This window comes from Arsenicicoccus sp. UBA6765, assembly GCF_002453335.1.
In the GTDB taxonomy this organism is placed as follows: domain Bacteria; phylum Actinomycetota; class Actinomycetes; order Actinomycetales; family Dermatophilaceae; genus Arsenicicoccus; species Arsenicicoccus bolidensis.
Genome location: NZ_DKGR01000044.1, coordinates 87,042 through 102,934, shown reverse-complemented (window position 1 = coordinate 102,934; position 15,893 = coordinate 87,042). Strand labels below are relative to the sequence as shown.

13 protein-coding genes are annotated in these 15,893 nt (G+C 74.4%); 6 read left to right on the top strand and 7 right to left on the bottom strand.

Annotated elements, in window-relative coordinates; all coding sequences use genetic code 11:
- Nucleotides 1-590 precede the first annotated feature (590 nt).
- Entirely contained in the window at nucleotides 591-1,118 is a 528-nt protein-coding gene (locus tag B4K29_RS12545; protein ID WP_286967527.1) for a hypothetical protein, read from the bottom strand.
- Nucleotides 1,119-1,353: 235 nt separating this feature from the next.
- A complete protein-coding gene (locus B4K29_RS12540; protein ID WP_286955464.1) occupies nucleotides 1,354-1,758 on the bottom strand; it encodes a hypothetical protein in 405 nt (134 codons plus the stop codon).
- A gap of 79 nt (nucleotides 1,759-1,837) precedes the next feature.
- Here B4K29_RS12540 and B4K29_RS12535 point away from each other — a divergent pair, with 79 nt between their 5' ends.
- On the top strand, nucleotides 1,838-2,218 hold the full coding sequence (locus B4K29_RS12535) for a hypothetical protein (RefSeq protein ID WP_286967525.1): 381 nt from the start codon (nucleotides 1,838-1,840) through the stop codon (nucleotides 2,216-2,218).
- 375 nt (nucleotides 2,219-2,593) lie between these two features.
- Here the strand turns inward: B4K29_RS12535 and B4K29_RS12530 are convergent, their stop codons facing one another.
- Nucleotides 2,594-3,391: a MerR family transcriptional regulator gene (locus B4K29_RS12530; protein ID WP_286959932.1), complete on the bottom strand. Its 798-nt coding sequence runs from the start codon at nucleotides 3,389-3,391 to the stop codon at nucleotides 2,594-2,596.
- Nucleotides 3,392-3,504: 113 nt separating this feature from the next.
- Here B4K29_RS12530 and B4K29_RS12525 point away from each other — a divergent pair, with 113 nt between their 5' ends.
- The 3 genes from B4K29_RS12525 (at nucleotide 3,505) to B4K29_RS12515 (ending at nucleotide 7,021) form a co-directional block, all read left to right on the top strand.
- Nucleotides 3,505-4,173: an ABC transporter ATP-binding protein gene (locus tag B4K29_RS12525; protein WP_051274196.1), complete on the top strand. Its 669-nt coding sequence runs from the start codon at nucleotides 3,505-3,507 to the stop codon at nucleotides 4,171-4,173.
- Nucleotides 4,163-5,626 carry a DUF6297 family protein gene (locus B4K29_RS12520; RefSeq protein WP_286967523.1) on the top strand — a complete coding sequence of 488 codons (1,464 nt, stop codon included), beginning with the start codon at nucleotides 4,163-4,165 and terminating at the stop codon, nucleotides 5,624-5,626. Before B4K29_RS12525 ends, B4K29_RS12520 begins: the two co-directional genes overlap by 11 nt.
- Before the next feature lie 144 nt (nucleotides 5,627-5,770).
- Nucleotides 5,771-7,021, top strand: coding sequence for a trans-sulfuration enzyme family protein (locus B4K29_RS12515; protein ID WP_286967521.1), 1,251 nt, complete (start codon nucleotides 5,771-5,773; stop codon nucleotides 7,019-7,021).
- 36 nt (nucleotides 7,022-7,057) lie between these two features.
- On the opposite strand, the gene B4K29_RS12510 is transcribed toward B4K29_RS12515, so the two are convergent.
- The 4 genes from B4K29_RS12510 to B4K29_RS12495 form a co-directional block, all read right to left on the bottom strand.
- Nucleotides 7,058-7,675: a hypothetical protein gene (locus tag B4K29_RS12510; protein WP_029212698.1), complete on the bottom strand. Its 618-nt coding sequence runs from the start codon at nucleotides 7,673-7,675 to the stop codon at nucleotides 7,058-7,060.
- Nucleotides 7,676-7,816: 141 nt separating this feature from the next.
- A complete protein-coding gene (topA, locus tag B4K29_RS12505) occupies nucleotides 7,817-10,588 on the bottom strand; it encodes a type I DNA topoisomerase (protein WP_286967519.1) in 2,772 nt (923 codons plus the stop codon).
- 11 nt (nucleotides 10,589-10,599) lie between these two features.
- Complete coding sequence (locus B4K29_RS12500) at nucleotides 10,600-12,207, bottom strand: N5-glutamine methyltransferase family protein (protein WP_286967517.1); 1,608 nt, start codon at nucleotides 12,205-12,207, stop codon at nucleotides 10,600-10,602.
- Nucleotides 12,208-12,289: 82 nt separating this feature from the next.
- Complete coding sequence (locus tag B4K29_RS12495) at nucleotides 12,290-12,700, bottom strand: STAS domain-containing protein (protein WP_019286529.1); 411 nt, start codon at nucleotides 12,698-12,700, stop codon at nucleotides 12,290-12,292.
- A gap of 204 nt (nucleotides 12,701-12,904) precedes the next feature.
- Between B4K29_RS12495 and B4K29_RS12490 the strand changes: the two genes are divergently transcribed.
- Together B4K29_RS12490 and B4K29_RS12485 are read left to right on the top strand one after the other, a co-directional pair.
- Nucleotides 12,905-15,298: a DEAD/DEAH box helicase gene (locus B4K29_RS12490; protein ID WP_029212694.1), complete on the top strand. Its 2,394-nt coding sequence runs from the start codon at nucleotides 12,905-12,907 to the stop codon at nucleotides 15,296-15,298.
- 124 nt (nucleotides 15,299-15,422) lie between these two features.
- A partial coding sequence (locus B4K29_RS12485; RefSeq protein WP_019286532.1) for a LapA family protein occupies nucleotides 15,423-15,893 on the top strand: 471 nt, incomplete at its 3' end.

Here is a 15,893-nt window from a genome sequence, read left to right as displayed (position 1 = left end):
TGGACCAGACACTCACGATCTTGCTTGTGGGGCCGTATGACGCCCCGCCGAACCGCCCGGAACGACACGACTCGAGCCCACAGCTCAGTTCAGGTCGCCTGCGACGCGCCAGACGGCCCCCAGACGACACGACGCGAGCCCGCAGCTCACTTCAGGTCGCCTGCGACGCGCCAGACGGCCCCCAGACGACACGACGCGAGCCCGCAGCTCACTTCAGGTCGCCCACGACCCCCCACGGGGTCCCCAGACGACACGACTCGAGCCCGCAGCTCACTTCGGGTCGCCTGCGACGCGCCAGACGGCCCCCAGACGACACGACGCGAGCCCGCAGCTCAGTTCAGGTCGCCTGCGACCCCACACGGGGTCCCCAGACGACACGACTCGAGCCCGCAGCTCACTTCGGGTCGCCTGCGACCCCCCACGGGGTCCCCAGACGACACGACTCGAGCCCGCAGCTCAGTTCAGGTCGCCTGCGACGCGCCAGACGGCCCCCAGACGACACGACGCGAGCCCGCAGCTCACTTCGGGTCGCCTGCGACGCCCCATGGGGTCCCCAGACCACACGACCCGAGCCGGGAGCTCAGCTCGGGTCAGGTGTGGTGCTGCCGCCGGAGCCAGAGCACGAACAGCCCCAGCGCCGCGGCCATCGCGAGGAAGGTCAGCGACGTCCGCTCCATGCTCTCCCCCGGATCCCGCCAGGCCTCGACCGGGTCCACCGGGTCGAGGGCCCGCACGCTCGGGGTGACCCCGGACCCCGCGGGTGCGGTGGCCCTGGCTGCGCCCGGCCGGGAGACCCGCGCCGCTGCCGGAGCCGGGACGCTCGCGGGGGCCGACGCGGTCGGGGCCGGAACGGTGGTGGCGGGGGCCGACGCGGTCGGAGCGACCCCGGCCGCCGCGCCGGTGGGCACGGCGAGCGAGTCCGTCCCGAGCTCGAGGGCCGGGCTGGGGGTGGCAGCACCGGCGGGGACGGCGGCCTCCGGGGTAGGCGCCGCGGGGGTGTGCGCGGCGAGGTCGGCGCTCACGACCCGGGATGCGCGCTCCTGGGTCTCCGGCGTCGGAGACGTGCCGGCCCCGGCCAGCGCGCCCACGGAGAGGAGCCCGGCGGTGCCGAGCAGCACCACCGGAACCATGCCGACGGGTCGACCGGCCGCGGGCCGCTGAGCGGAGCTGGCTGAGGAACGGCGGCCCGGCCGACTGACGGAGCGGGAGGAGGAGCGGGCCGAGGCGCGGCGGGGCAGCCCGGGGCGGAGGAGAGCCATGCGTGAGGTCCTTGGGGGTCGACCGGCGTCCAGACGGTGAGGCGATGGGCGGGGGCGGACAGGCGAGGGCCTGGTCAGGTCAGGTCAGGTCAGGTCAGGTGAGAGGCTGGAGACGCTCGTTGCGGCGGCGGAGATAGATGACGCAGCTGGAGATCACGGCCACCAGCGCGGCCCAGAAGGCGCCGACCCGGCCGACGTTGTCGCTCGGGTCCTGGAACACGCCGGCCGCCAGGCCCCGCGAGCCACCGGAGCTGCCCCCGGAGCCGCCCGGTGCGGCGGTCGCCGTGGTGGACTCGGCGTTCGGGCTCGGCTGACCGGGCGTGGTCGAGGCTGCGCCGACGGAGGCGGTGGCTGTCGCGGTGCCGGCCTCGCCGGCTTCGCCGGTCGCGCTGGTCGTCCCGTTCGCGGCGACGGCCGCGGCCGCAGCGGCCGCCGCGATCGGGCTCGCCGGGTTGATGGCGAGGCTCGTGACGGGGGCGCCCGGAGTGCCCGGGGCCACCGGGACGGCGGGCGGCAGCGCGGTGGGTGACGTGGTCCCGGGTGCGGGAACGGGGACGCTCGGACGCTGCGGCGCGGGGATGGTGCTTGAGGGTGCCGGTGGCCGCGGGGCCGAGGTGGTGCTCGGCGGGGCAGGCGGGCGCGGTGCCGAGGTGGTGCTCGGCGGGGCCGGCGGGCGCGGTGCCGAGGTGGTGCTCGGCGGGGCCGGCGTCGTGGGACGAGGCTGGGTGGTGGTCGGCCGCGGCGACGAGCTGGTCGGCTGCGGTCGCGGCGTGGTGGTGCTCGACGGCGCCGGCTGGGTCGGGGACGGTTGGGTCGACGGCGGCGCGGGCGGGATCGTCGGGGTCGCCCTCGGCGGCCGCGGCGTCCTCGTCGGCTTGGGAGGCTTCGGCTCCTTGGTCTTCGGGGGCTTGGGCGGCTTGGGCGTCCTCGACGGGTCGGGCCTGGCCGGCTCGACCTGAACGTCGACCGCGGACAGGGAGGGAGCAGCACCCGCCACCGCTGGGGAGACGGCGCCGAGGGACGTGATCCCGACGGCGAGACCGAGGGTGAGCGCGCGTCGGCGACGGGCGCGAGACGTCTGGTCGTGGTGCACGTGGTGCCCTTCCGTGTGAGCCCGCGGGACGAGTGGGGAGAGTTCGGCAGCCGGCGGACGGCATCAACGATACGGACGTTTCTGCCGATATCACACCAAACGGGGCAGATCCGTGCGGCTCCCCGCGAGAGGTCACCCGCGTCACGACATACGGGATCCACCACGAGGTGCCACCCGGGACGACGCGAGGCGGGCCGCTCCCGCAGGGAACGGCCCGCCCGTGGGCACGACGAGACGGTGATCAGGCGCCGTGCCGCGCGGCGTTGGCCACGATCGCGTCGTGGAGCCACTGCGCGAGGCCCGGCTGCAGGTCCTCGTAGTGCTGGGTGAAGCGCGGGTCGGCGAGGTACATCTCCGCCAGCTTCACCTGGAACGCGTGTGGGCAGTCGTAGTGCTGCTCGATGCTCGCCCGGTGGCGCTCGGCCAGGGCCGCCGCGACGTCGCCGTCGGAGGGCTCCCCCGCCGCCACCGCACCCGCGAGATCGCGCTCCAGGGTCTCGGTCTCGGCCTTGACGCGCGCCCAGTCCTCCGCGGTCATGGACGACTGGCGCTCCCGGCTCTGCTGCCACTGCGGGGTGTCCCCCCAGCGCTGCTCGGCCTCGGCCTGGTACTCCTCGTTGTATCCCTCGCCGAAGATCTCCTTGAGGTCCTCGCTCGTGGCTGGCTTCTTGGTCATGGTTCTCTCCAGTGCGTTGTCGATGGCACGCACGAGATCGCGCATCTCGTCGAGCCGGGACATGACCGCTGCGCGTTGACGACGCAGGTGCTCCGCAGCCCCCTCGCCACCGCGAGCCTCGACGTCGGCCAGCAGCTCGGCGACCTCCTCGAGGGAGAAGCCGAGCCGCCGGTAGACGACGACGTGCTGCAGCCGCTCGAGGTCCTCCGCCGTGTAGAGGCGGTACCCCGCGTGGCTGCGCTCGCTCGGGCTCAGCAGGCCGATCTGGTCGTAGTGGTGCAGGGTTCGCACCGTCACGCCATAGGTCTCGGCCACCTGGCCCACGGTGAGGGACTGCATGAGTCCCATTGTCGTCGCGGTCATGGGACCACCGTGGCGCCTCACGTCGCGTGAGGGTCAAGCCCGTTGCGCCGACGATCGTGCGCCGATCCGCAGGACGCCGGAACCCGGGCCGACCCGAGCGAGTCGCACAGGGCATGAGCGATCACGATCCGGTGCGGCTGCCGGACGGCGGGCCGGCCCGGGTCCACGTCCAAGGACTGCGCAAGTCGTATGCCGGGCGCCCCGTCGTCACGGACCTGTCGCTGGAGGTGGGCGCCGGTGAGGTCGTGGCGCTGGTCGGCCCCAACGGCGTCGGCAAGACCACCCTGCTGAGGTGCCTGCTCGGCACCGAGTCCTCCGACGCGGGGACCGTGACGCTCGACGGGGCTCCGCTGCGCGACCAGGACCCTGAGGTGCGGCGCGCGGTGTGCGCGATCCTCGACGACGCCGGCTTCTATCCCGACGTGACCGTCCTGGAGCACCTGGACGTGCTGGCCCGGGCCCACGGCGTGCCCGACCCGGACGAGCTGGTGGACGCCGCGCTGGCCGAGCTCCGCATCGAGCACGTCGCCGACCAGGTGCCCTGGACCCTGTCGAGCGGGCAGCGCAGGCGGCTCTCCCTCGCCGTGGCGCTGGTGCGCCCCTGGTCGCTGCTCGTCCTGGACGAGCCGGAGCAACGCCTGGACGCGGACGGGCGGTCATGGCTGGCGGACCACCTTGCGGCGCAGGCAGCCTCGGGCCGCAGCATCCTGATGGCCTCGCACGACGCTGGCCTCGTCTCCCGGTCCGGAGCCCGCGTGGTGGAGCTGCACGGTGACGTCTGAGGCGGCTGCCTACCTCGCTCGCGCGCGGCGGGCGCACGGCGAGCCGGGCGGGGCCTTCACCGAGATCTACATGTGGGCGCTGGCACTCGCGATGCTCGCCGTGATGACGACCAGCGGGTGGAGCGACCTCATGGCACGCGGCACGTGCACCGGGGCCGCCTGCGTGCACGGCGGCGGGGCGGTCGCGGCCGTGGCCCTCGGCCTGCTGGCCCTGGCCGGGATCGCCCGGCTGGCCGTCGGATTCGGGCCCGTCGGCGCCGGTGCGGCGCAGCTGACCTGGCTGTTGTCGGGGCCCGCGCCTCGCCGCCCCGTCCTGCGAGGACGACTGTGGGCCACGGCGATCGGGGCTGCTGCGCTCGGATCCCTCTGCGGCTCAACGGTGCTCGCGACGGCGGGCCTCCCGGTCCTGCCGTCCGCCGTGACCTGGGGAATCCCGGTCGGCGCGTTGGCCGCGCTGCTCGTGGTCGCGACCGTCGCTGCCGCGCAGTCGGATCCGCGAACGCGCCGGTGGGCCGCGCGAGTCCCCCTGGCCCTCGGGCTCATCGGCGTGCTCTGCGCCGGGATCGCCCGGCTGGCAACGATGCTCGGCCCGGGCGGGGCTGCGACAGTCGGAGCATCGATCACCGCACCGATCCTGGCGGTCGGGCTCCTCGTCCTCTGCCTGCTCATCGCCCTCGCGCTGCTCGTCCTCGCCGACCGCCGCATCGACCGCGTCGACGGGGTCGAGCTGCGTCGCGCCGGCGAGAGCGCCTCGGCCGCACACCATTCCGTGCTGATGATGGACGCGAGCGCCGCGATGAACCGGTCAGCGCGGGCGCGCCTCGGGGCTCGTGGGTCGTTCCCGTCACGTCGAGGCAGGGGCACCGGCGCGGCCGCCCTCCTGCTGCGGGACCTGGAGCGCGTGCGGCGACAAGGCGATCGGCTGCTCCTCGGCATACCTCTGCTCGTCGCCGGCGTCCTGCTGGCGGCGCTCGCCCCACCGGCCGTCGCCCTCCCCGCCCTGGGCCTGGGTGCCGCCGTGCTCACGCGCTCCGTCGGCGAGGGGCTGGTCGCCTGGGCGCAGTCCAGCGGCCTGCGCCGCGACCTGCCCCTGCCCGACGACGCCGTCCGCCTGGCCCACCTGGCCGGTCCGGTCCTGGTCGCCTCCGCGTGGAGCGTGCTCGCCGTCCTGGCCGTGGGCCTGTCCTGGTGGACGGCTCCGGCCCTGGTGCTGTCGGCGACGGCCTCGCTGCTCGCCGGCTCGCGGCCGGTCGACCTCGAGCTGATGTCGGTGATGATCCCGACGCCGTTCGGGCTCGCGCCGGCCGGTGCGCTGGGCGTCGCGCGGGGCTACGAGACCGCGCTGCTGGCGATGCTGGGGCCGGCGCTGGTGGCCGGGCCGGCAGGCCTGCTGCTGCCCCTCCTCACCCTGGTCTGGCAGTGGCACCGGTGCTCGACACCCGGCCGTGGCTGATCGATCCCCTGCGGATGGAGCCGATGACCGGAGGATCGCCGCCTCGGACGCCCCAGCGCCGGTGAGCGTGCGGCCCGGCATACTCTGGAGGAGCGGCCCGCCACGAACGGGCCCGCTGCAACGACGCAGTCCAGGAGGACCACCATGCCCGCCCCGCACACCCGACCCGATGCTGACCCAGCCGACCGAGCCGGCCGACCCGACACCCTCGCGGTCCACGGAGGCCGGGAGGACCTGACCGGGTTGGGGGTGCACGTGCCCCCGATCGACCTCTCGACGACCAACCCGGTCCCCGACGTCGACGCGGGGGGCGCGAGCTACGAGAACCTCGCGACCGGCGGGCGTCCCGGGCCGGGCGACACCCTCGTCTACCAACGGCTGTGGAACCCCACGGTCGCCCGTGCCGAGGAGGCCGTCGCCGCGCTCGAGGGGTGCGAGGAGGCCGTGGCGTTCGCGAGCGGCATGGCCGCCCTGTCCGCCTGCCTGCTCGCCGCGGTCAGCGCGGGGACGCCGCACGTCGTGGCCGTCCGCCCGCTCTACGGCGGGACCGACCACCTGCTCGACCACGGGCTGCTCGGCACGACCGTCACCTGGGCCGACGCCGGCACGATCGGCGACGCCGTCACCCCGCAGACCGGCCTCGTCCTCGTCGAGACCCCCGCCAACCCCACCCTCGAGCTCCTGGACCTCGAGGACGTCGTGCGCCAGGCGGGCGGGGTGCCCGTGCTCGTCGACAACACCTTCGCCACCCCCGTGCTGCAGCAGCCCCGCCGCCACGGAGCGACCCTCGTCATGCACTCCGCCACGAAGTACCTCGGCGGCCACGGCGACGTCATCGCCGGCATGGTCGCGACCACGCCGGAGTGGGCCCGCCGCCTGCGCTCGGTGCGTGCTCTCACGGGGGGCCTGGTGCACCCGCTGTCGGCATACCTGCTCCATCGCGGGCTGCAGACCCTGCCGGTGCGGGTGCGTGCTCAGCAGGAGTCCGCGCAGGTCATCGCCGAGCACCTGGCCGGGCACCCGGCCGTGGAACGCGTGCACTACCCCGGGCTGCCGGGCCAGGACCCGCTGGGGCTGCTCGGTCGGCAGCTGGCCGGGCCAGGGGCGATGGTCGCGTTCGCCGTGCGCGGTGGGTATGACGCCGCTGCGGCCGCCGTCTCGCGCACCCGCCTCATCACCCACGCCGTCTCGCTCGGCGGGGTCGACAGCCTGATCCAGCACCCGGCGTCGCTCACGCACCGGCCGGTCGCCGCCGAGGCCCGGCCGCACGCGGACGTGCTGCGCCTGTCGGTGGGGCTGGAGGACGTGCGCGACCTGGTCGCCGACCTGGACGCGGCGCTGGGATCAGGGCCGGGATCAGGGCCGGGATCGGTGCAGGTTGCTGATCAGATCTGACACCGGACCTGCACCGGTCTCGGGCGGCCCGACCGATCAGCGGCAGGCGGCAGCGGCCTCGAGCACGCGCTCGCGGGCGGGGGCCACCCTCGCCAGCTCGGTCTCGACGATGCCCGCGACCGCGGCGTCCTTGCCGGAGTCGCTGACGCGCTGGGCGATGGCGTCGAACGCCCCCGTGGTCGTCTGCCAGTCGGCCGTCAGCTCGGCAGGGGTCAGCACGGAGGCCAGCCGCTCCTGACGCTCCACCACCTCACCCACGGTGTCCTGCACCGAGCCCGTCGGCAGCGTGGTCAGGTCGGTGGGCCGGTAGTCGGCGCTCCGCAGCGTCGAGCAGAACTCCGTCGTCCCGACCGTCGCGGTGGGGGCGGGCGCGATCCCGCCGCCGCTGGTGGTGGCCCGGGTGGAGGTCGCGGTGGACGAACCTGCCGACGTGGGGGCGGTCGGGGTGCTCGTCGCGGCCGACGCCGAGCTGGTGGCGGCGCTGGACGTCGGGGAGGACGGGTCGGAGGTAGGGGTCACGCCCTGGGTGGTCGTGGACGTGCCGGCCAAGGTCGTGGAGGTCGCTGACGTCGTGGTCCCGCCACCGCATGCGGCGAGGCTCAGGGCGAGGGTCGCCGCGACGGCGAGGGGGCCGAGGGGGGCTCGGGGCTTCATCCGAGCAACCCTAGGTCACGGGGCAGCCCGGGACATCGCGGACCGGCGCCGCGGACGGTCGCCTCGGACGGTCGCCTCGGACGGTCGCCCCGACGCGCGGACGTCCGGGGGCGGTCATCGCCCCGCGGACGTCCGGCGCGGTCACTCGGCCCGCGGCGCCGCCTTCTTGGCCGTGGTGGACTTCGCGGCCGCCTTCTTGGCGGGTGCCTTCTTCGCCGCCTTCTTGGCCGGTGCCTTCTTGGCGGCGCGCTTGCGGGTCGTCGGGCCCTTGGCGCGCTTCTCGGCCAACAGCTCGAACCCCCGCTCAGGCGTGAGGGTCTCGATGTCGTCGTCCTTGCGCAGGGTCGCGTTGGTCTCGCCGTCGGTGACGTAGGCGCCGAAGCGACCGTCCTTGACGACCACGGCCTTGCCGGACACGGGGTCCTCGCCGAGCTCCTTCAGCGGTGGCTTGGCCGCGCCACGGCCGCGCTGCTTGGGCTGGGCATAGATCGCGAGCGCCTCGTCCAGGGTGATGTCGAAGAGCTGCTGCTCGGTCTCGAGCGAGCGTGAGTCGGTGTCCTTCTTGAGGTACGGACCGTAGCGGCCGTTCTGCGCGGTGATCTCGACGCCCTCCGCGTCGGTGCCGACCACGCGGGGCAGGGACAGCAGCCGCAGGGCGGCGTCGAGCTCGATCGTGCCGAGGTCCATGTCCTTGAACAGCGAGGCGGTCCGCGGCTTGATCTTGGCCTTGCCCTTGAGCTCGGCCTCCTCGTCGGAGAGCACCTCGGTGACATAGGGGCCGTAGCGCCCCGACCGGGCCACGATCGCGCGCCCCGACTCGGGGTCCTGCCCGAGCTCGCGCCCGTCGTCGGAGGCCAGCTCGAGCAGCTCGCGCGCCTTGTCGGGGGTCATCTCGTCCGGGGCGAGGTCGTCGGTGATGGTGGCTCGCCGGGGTGTGGCAGGGACCTCGGCACCGTCGGCCACCTCGCCGGTGACCGGGTCGACGCCGGAGGGGAGGACCTCCTCGACATACGGCCCGTATCGACCCACGCGGACGACCATCCCGTCGCCGAGGGGGATGGTCGAGATCTCGCGGGCGTCGATCTCGCCGAGGTCCTCGACGAGCTCAGACAGGCCCTCGATGTCGCGCGTCTCGTCGCCGAAGTAGAAGCGGCGCAGCCACTGGACCCGGCCCAGGTCGCCGCGGGAGATCTGGTCGAGGCTCTCCTCCATGTCGGCGGTGAAGTCGTAGTCGACGAGCTCGGTGAAGTGCTCCTCGAGCAGGCGCGTCACCGCGAACGCCAGCCAGGTCGGGATCAGCGCCGACCCGCGGGTGCGGACGTAGCCGCGGTCCTGGATGGTGCCGACGGTCGCGGCATAGGTCGACGGACGACCGATGCCCTTCTCCTCGAGGGCCTTGACCAGCGTCGCCTCGGTGTAGCGCGCCGGCGGCTTGGTCTCGTGCCCCTCGGCCTCCGAGCGCAGCGTGTCCAGGGCGACGCCCACCGACAGCTTGGGCAGGCGACGCTCCTCGTCGGCGGCCGCGCGGGCGGCGGCCTCCTCCTCGTCCCGGCCCTCCTCGTATGCCGCGAGGAAGCCCCGGAACGTGATCACCGTGCCGCTGGCGGCGAAGGTCACGCGGCGTCCGTCGGCGAGCTCGCCGCCCAGCTGGACGGTGGCGGTGGAGCCCCGGGCGTCCGCCATCTGCGAGGCGACGGTGCGCTTCCAGATCAGCTCGTAGAGCGCGAACTCCTCGCCGCGCAGCTGCCCGGCGACCTGCGCGGGCGTGCGGAAGCGGTCGCCGGCGGGGCGGATCGCCTCATGAGCCTCCTGGGCGTTCTTGGACTTCTTCTCGTAGCGGCGGGGGCTGTCGGGGACGTACTCCGCGCCGTAGAGGTCACGGGCCTGCTGGCGGGCCGCGGTCAGCGCCTGCTCCGACAGCGTCGTCGAGTCGGTGCGCATGTAGGTGATGTAGCCGCCCTCGTAGAGGCGCTGGGCCACGCGCATGGCGTTCTTGCTGCTCATGCGCAGCTTGCGGCTCGCCTCCTGCTGGAGGGTGGAGGTGATGAAGGGGGCCGACGGGCGCCGGGTGTAGGGCTTCTCGGCGACGTCGGTGACCATGACGTCGATCGCCATGACCGAGGTCGCGATGGTGCGGGCGGTCTCCTCGTCGAGGTGCACGACGTTCTTGGCGGTGAGGGTGCCGTCGTCGGCGAAGTCGCGACCCTGGGCCACGCGCCGGCCCGCCACCTCGGTCAGGCGGGCGGTGAACGCCTGACCGCCGCCCTCGGGAGCGAAGTCACCCTCGACGTCCCAGAAGCTCGCCTTGCGGAAGGCCATCCGCAGCCGCTCCCGCTCGACGACCATGCGCGTCGCGACGGACTGCACGCGCCCGGCGGACAGGCCCTGACGGACCTTGCGCCACAGCACCGGCGACACCTCGTAGCCGTAGAGCCGGTCGAGGATCCGTCGCGTCTCCTGCGCGTCGACCAGGTCCTGGTCGATGTCGCGGGTGGTGGAGACGGCCCGCTGGATCGCCTCCTTGGTGATCTCGTTGAAGACCATCCGCTTGACCGGGACCTTGGGCTTCAGCACCTCGTGCAGGTGCCACGCGATGGCCTCGCCCTCGCGGTCCTCGTCCGTGGCGAGGTAGAGCTCGGGGGCGTCCTTGAGCAGGCGCCGCAGCTCGGTGACCTTCTTCTTCTTGTCCGCGTCGACGACGTAGTAGGCCTCGAAGCCGTTGTCGACGTCGACGGCGAACTTGCCGAAGGGGCCCTTCTTGAGGTCGGCGGGGAGCTCACGGGGGTTGGGCAGGTCGCGGATGTGGCCGATGGAGGCCTCCACGACGTAGTCGTCCCCGAGGTAGCCCTGGATGGACTTGACCTTTCCGGGGGACTCGACGATGACGAGCTTGCGCCCGGTGCTGGTTGCCACGTGTCTCTTCCCTACCTGTCTGACCGGCCCCGTGCGACGGATTCGTCGTCGCTAGCAGGTCGGGGCGCCGTCCGGGTCACCGTAGCGGAGGCGGCGGGCGGACGGCATACCGGCTCGTCCCGGCGGGTCCGCACGAGCAGGCCGTCCTTGACCAGGTCGCGCACCACGGGCAGCGTCTCGGCGACGACCTCGTCGACCTCGCGCTCAAGCAGCGCCGCGATCGCGACGAGCGCCTGGCAGGCCGTGAGGGTGCCGTCGGCGACGGAGAGGTATGCCGCGAGCGCCGTGCCGGCCGTGCGCATCACCCCGAGCCCGCCACCCTGACGGACCCGGATGATCGCCGGGTCGACATCGCCGGGCCGGCCGAACCTCTCCTCCGTCACGTCGTCGGCCAGCCGCCAGGCCGTGCCCAGCACCGCGGCGTCGTCGTGCTCGGCGAGCCAGGTGCGCGCCGCCATACCCGCGTCGATCACCGGGCCCATGGGCGAGGAGACCGGGCCCGGCACCTCGACCAGGTCGCGGAAGGCCGGCCGGTCAGAGACCGGACGCTGCAGCACGACGACGCCGAAGCCGATCTGCCCGACGTCCCGTGACGCGAAGTCGTCGAGCCAGGCGGCGTAGAGGCGCTCGAACTCGGGCCCGCCGCTGGTGCCCCCGTCGCGCACCCACAGCTCGGCGTACTCGGCGGGGTCCTGGACCTCGCGCTGCACGACCCAGGCGTCCAGACCGGTGCCGTCCAGCCAGCCGCCCCAGCGGTCGCGCCAGGTCGCGCGGACGGGGATCTCCCAGTTGCCGAGGAACACCGCGAGACCCCCTGGGTTGAGGTGGTCGTGCAGGCCGCGGACCAGCCGCTCGACGACCTGGTCGCCCTCGGCCCCCGCGTCGCGATACTCGTAGGTCGGGACGCCGGCGACCCGCGGGGTGATGACGAACGGCGGGTTGGAGACGACGAGGTCGAAGGTCTCGCCCGCCACCGGCTCGAGCAGGTCGCCGCCGCGCACGTCCCACTCCTGGTCGTTGAGGGCCGCGTTGAAGCGGGCGACCACGAGGGCGCGCTCGGCGAGGTCGGTCGCCACGACCTCGCCGCAGTGGTCGGCGAGGTGCAGCGCCTGGATCCCACACCCGGTGCCGAGGTCGAGGGCGCGGGCCGCCGGGCGGCGAGGCGTCCACGAGGCGAGGGTGGTCGAGGCGCCGCCGATCCCGAGGACGTGGTCGGTGGGCAGGGCGTGCCCGAGGGCGAGCTCGCCGAGGTCGGAGACCACCCACCAGGTGTGGCTCTCGTCGCCGTAGGGCCGCAGGTCGACGGTGGCCTGCACCTGGTCCCCCGCCCGGTGTGCCAGACCGAGCTCGACGAGCCCCTCGACCCGCGTGCGGGGCAGCGCCTGGTCCAGGCGGGCCGCGGGCACCGGCCGGCCGAGGGTGAAGGCGCGGACGAGCAGTGCCACGGGGTCGTCGTCGGCCGCGGTGACGCGCAGGGCGGGGAGCGGCTGCTCCCGGTGCAGGGCCGCCGACGCGACCGGACCGAGGGCCACGCCCACGCGGTCGACGGAGTAGTCGAGGTCCTGCAGGTCCGCGCGCAGGGCGGCCACCAGCGCCGGCTCGGGTCGGAGGTCCGTCACGGCCGCCACCCTATGGCGGTCCCGACGGCGTGGGTGCAGCGATGACCGGGGGCCGGGGATGGAGTCGCGCGGTGGTGCCGGCTCAGGACGCCTTGGTGCGCGGCGCTGCGGCCGTGCGGGCCCCGGCGCGGCGCCGGTCGCGGGCGGCGGCGAGCTCGCAGACCTCGCCGAGCTCGGCTGCACTGGCGACCAGCCGGACGACCTGGTCGGTGCCGGTGGTGGTGAACGGCCGCACGATGGCGTCGCGGGTGGCGACGACCCCGAGGTCGCAGCCGAAGGGGCGCATGAGGCGCAGGCAAGTCACGATCGTGTCGACGGCGCTGGAGTCGATGAAGGCGAGATCGGTCAGGTCCAGGACGACCTGACGCGCGCCGGCGGTGACGACCGTGTCGATGGCCTCGTGCAGCCGGGGGGCCTGCACGAGGTCGAGCTCGCCGGTGATGCGGATGGTGACCCGGTCGCGAACCACGGTGGGGGTGAGGTGAACGGTCATCGGTCCTCCTTGACCAGGCCAGGGGCCCGGGGGAATGTCGCCCGCCGGAGCGGGGGCCGGAGGCGGCCGTGGCTTCGACCGCAGACGACGCGGCGCTGGCCGCACGTCCTCGTTGCCCGCGGCATACCCGGGGCGCGACCGTTGATACGCGGCGCGTGACGATGTTCGCCATTCGGACGTCCTCCCCCGCGTACCGTTGTGCCGATGCCCTCCTCCGCCACCAGCGCGCCCAGCGCTCCGCCGCGCGGCTTCGACCCGCGCACCAGCCTCGACCGCCTGACGCGGGCCGGCCGGGTCGAGCGGCTGCGCCACGTCGAGGTGCTGCCGGAGCGGGAGGCGCGCACCGCGGACTGGCCCTCCTGGGTCCACCCGGCCGTAGCCGCAGCCTGGCAGGGGGCCGGGGTCGACCGCCTCTGGAGCCACCAGGCCGAGGCGGCCGAGCACGCCCGCGTCGGTCAGCACACCGTCCTCGCGACAGGCACGGCGTCCGGCAAGTCGCTGGGATACCTGCTGCCCGCGCTCACCGCCGTGCTGGACGGCACCGAGGCCCCGTCGGGGCGCGGGGCGACCGCCCTCTACCTGTCGCCCACCAAGGCGCTGGCCGCCGACCAGCTCGCCCGCCTGACCGCGCTGGGTCTCCCGGGGCTGCGGGCCGCGACCTATGACGGGGACACCCCGGCCGACGAGCGACGCTGGATCCGCGAGCACGCGGCCTACGTCCTCACCAATCCCGACCTGCTGCACCACTCCCTGCTGCCCAGGCACGAGCGCTGGGCGCCCTTCCTGCGCGCGCTGCGCTACGTCGTGGTGGACGAGTGCCACATCTACCGCGGGGTGTTCGGGGCCCACCTGTCCGCGGTCCTGCGCCGGTTGCGGCGCGTGGCGGCCCGGTATGGCGCCGACCCCACGTTCGTGCTGGCCTCCGCCACGGTCGCGGACCCGGCCGCGCACGCGGGCCGCCTCACCGGCCTGCCCTGCGTCGCCGTCACCGAGGACGGCTCGCCGCGCGCGCCGATGTCCTTCGCGTTGTGGGAGCCGCCGCTGCTGGACGAGCACGGCGCCGCGGTGCCCCCGGAGGGCCCGAGCGACGGGTCGGCGGTCTCGCGACGCTCGGCCTTGTCCGAGAGCGCGGACCTGCTGGCTCGGCTGGTGGACGACGGCACCCAGACCGTCGCGTTCGCCCGCTCTCGCAAGGGGGTGGAGGTCCTCGCCGAGGCGACCCGGTCGATGCGCCACGGGCGCGACGGGCGGGTCGCGGCCTACCGCGGCGGCTACCTGCCCGAGGAGCGACGTGAGCTCGAGCGCGCCCTGCGGGACCGCAGCATCATGGGGCTCGCCGCCACGAACGCCCTCGAGCTGGGCATCGACGTCTCCGGCCTGGACGCCGTGCTGCTGTGCGGGTGGCCCGGGACGTTCGCGTCGCTGTGGCAGCAGGCCGGGCGGGCTGGGCGCTCGGGGCGCGAGGCGCTGGCGGTCTACGTCGCCGACGACGACCCCCTCGACACCTACCTGGTCACGCATCCCGAGGCGATCTTCGACCGGTCCCTCGAGGCGACCGTGGTGGACCCGGACAACCCCTACGTCCTCGCCCCCCACCTGGCGGCGGCCGCGGCCGAGCTGCCGATCACCCTGGACGACGTCGCGACCTTCGGGCCCACGATGCCCGGGCTGCTCGACACCCTCACGCGGCGCGGTGTCCTGCGCCGCCGTCCCAACGGCGGGTGGTACTGGGCCAGGCCCGACCGCGCTCACGACCACGTGTCTCTGCGCGGCTCCGGCGAGCCCGTCGTCTCGATCGTCGAGCGCCGCTCGGGAGCCGTCCTCGGGACGGTGGACCACTCCGCCGCCCAGCGCCAGGTGCACGCGGGCGCGGTCTACCTCCACCAGGGCCGCCCCCACGTGGTGACCGAGCTGGACCTGGACCAGTCCTGCGCCCTGGTCGTCCAGGGCGATCCCGGCTGGACCACCACGGCGCGGTCCGACTCGGCCTTCGACCTGCTCTCCGAGGACCGCCACGTCGACCTGGGCGACGACCTGCGGCTGTGCTTCGGCAGCGTCGCGGTGCGCTCCCGGGTCACGTCCTTCCTGCGGCGGCTGCCCTCCGGGGAGGTGCTCGGCGAGCACCCGCTGGACCTGCCCGAGTCCGTGCTGCGCACCCGCGGGGTGTGGTGGACGATGACGGAGGAGTGGCTCGCCGGGCTGGGGGTCGAGGCGCTGATGATCCCCGGGGCGACGCACGCCGCAGAGCACGCCGCGATCGGCATGCTGCCCCTCGTCGCCACCGCGGACCGCTGGGACGTGGGTGGCGTCTCGACCGCGCTGCACCCTGACACCGGGCTGCCGACGATCCTGGTCTACGACGGGCACCCCGGCGGGGCCGGGTTCGCCGAGCGGGGCTACGACCGCGCCGAGGCCTGGCTCTCGGCGACGCTCGACGCCATCACGGCGTGCGCCTGCCCGGCGGGCTGCCCGTCGTGCGTGCAGTCCCCCAAGTGCGGCAACGGCAACGAACCGCTCGACAAGGGCGCCGCCAGGCGTCTGCTGTCGGGGGTCGTGACGACGCTGAGCCACCACCGGACGTCGACAGAGCTGACCTGAATACTCCCGCACGGCACCCGAGGTCGCGTAGCCTGCTGCACGAATCCTCGCCGTGCACCACCAACGGTCCAGACCTCCGGCCTGGCACCACCCGCCCCGGCCCCCCATCGTCAGGAGCATCACCATGGTCGTCCTCGGTCTCCTTCTCGTCCTCGCCGCCCTCGCGGCGGGGGTCCTCGCGGTCTACGGACTGCCCACGTCGGGCGCCAAGATCAGCTGGGACCTGCTCGGCAACTCCGTCAGCCTGTCCCCCACGCTGATCTTCTTCATCGGCGTCCTGTCCGCCATCGCCCTGGCCCTGGGCCTGTGGCTCATGTCCCTCGGCGCCAAGCGCAGCGCCCGCAAGCGCCGTGAGCTCAAGGAGCTGCGTCGCGAGCAGCGCCAGAGCGAGCGCATCGGTCAGGCCGATCGCGGGCGCCGCGACGAGACCCGCCGCGACACGAGCGCGGACCCGCGCACCGGCACGGCCCGTCACGACGACGTCCGCGACGCCCGTGGCACCGACACCGTCCGCGACACGCGGGACCTCCGTGACGGCGGCGCCGCCCGCAACGACCGGGCCGACGGCGCGACCAGCTGGGACGACACCCGCCGC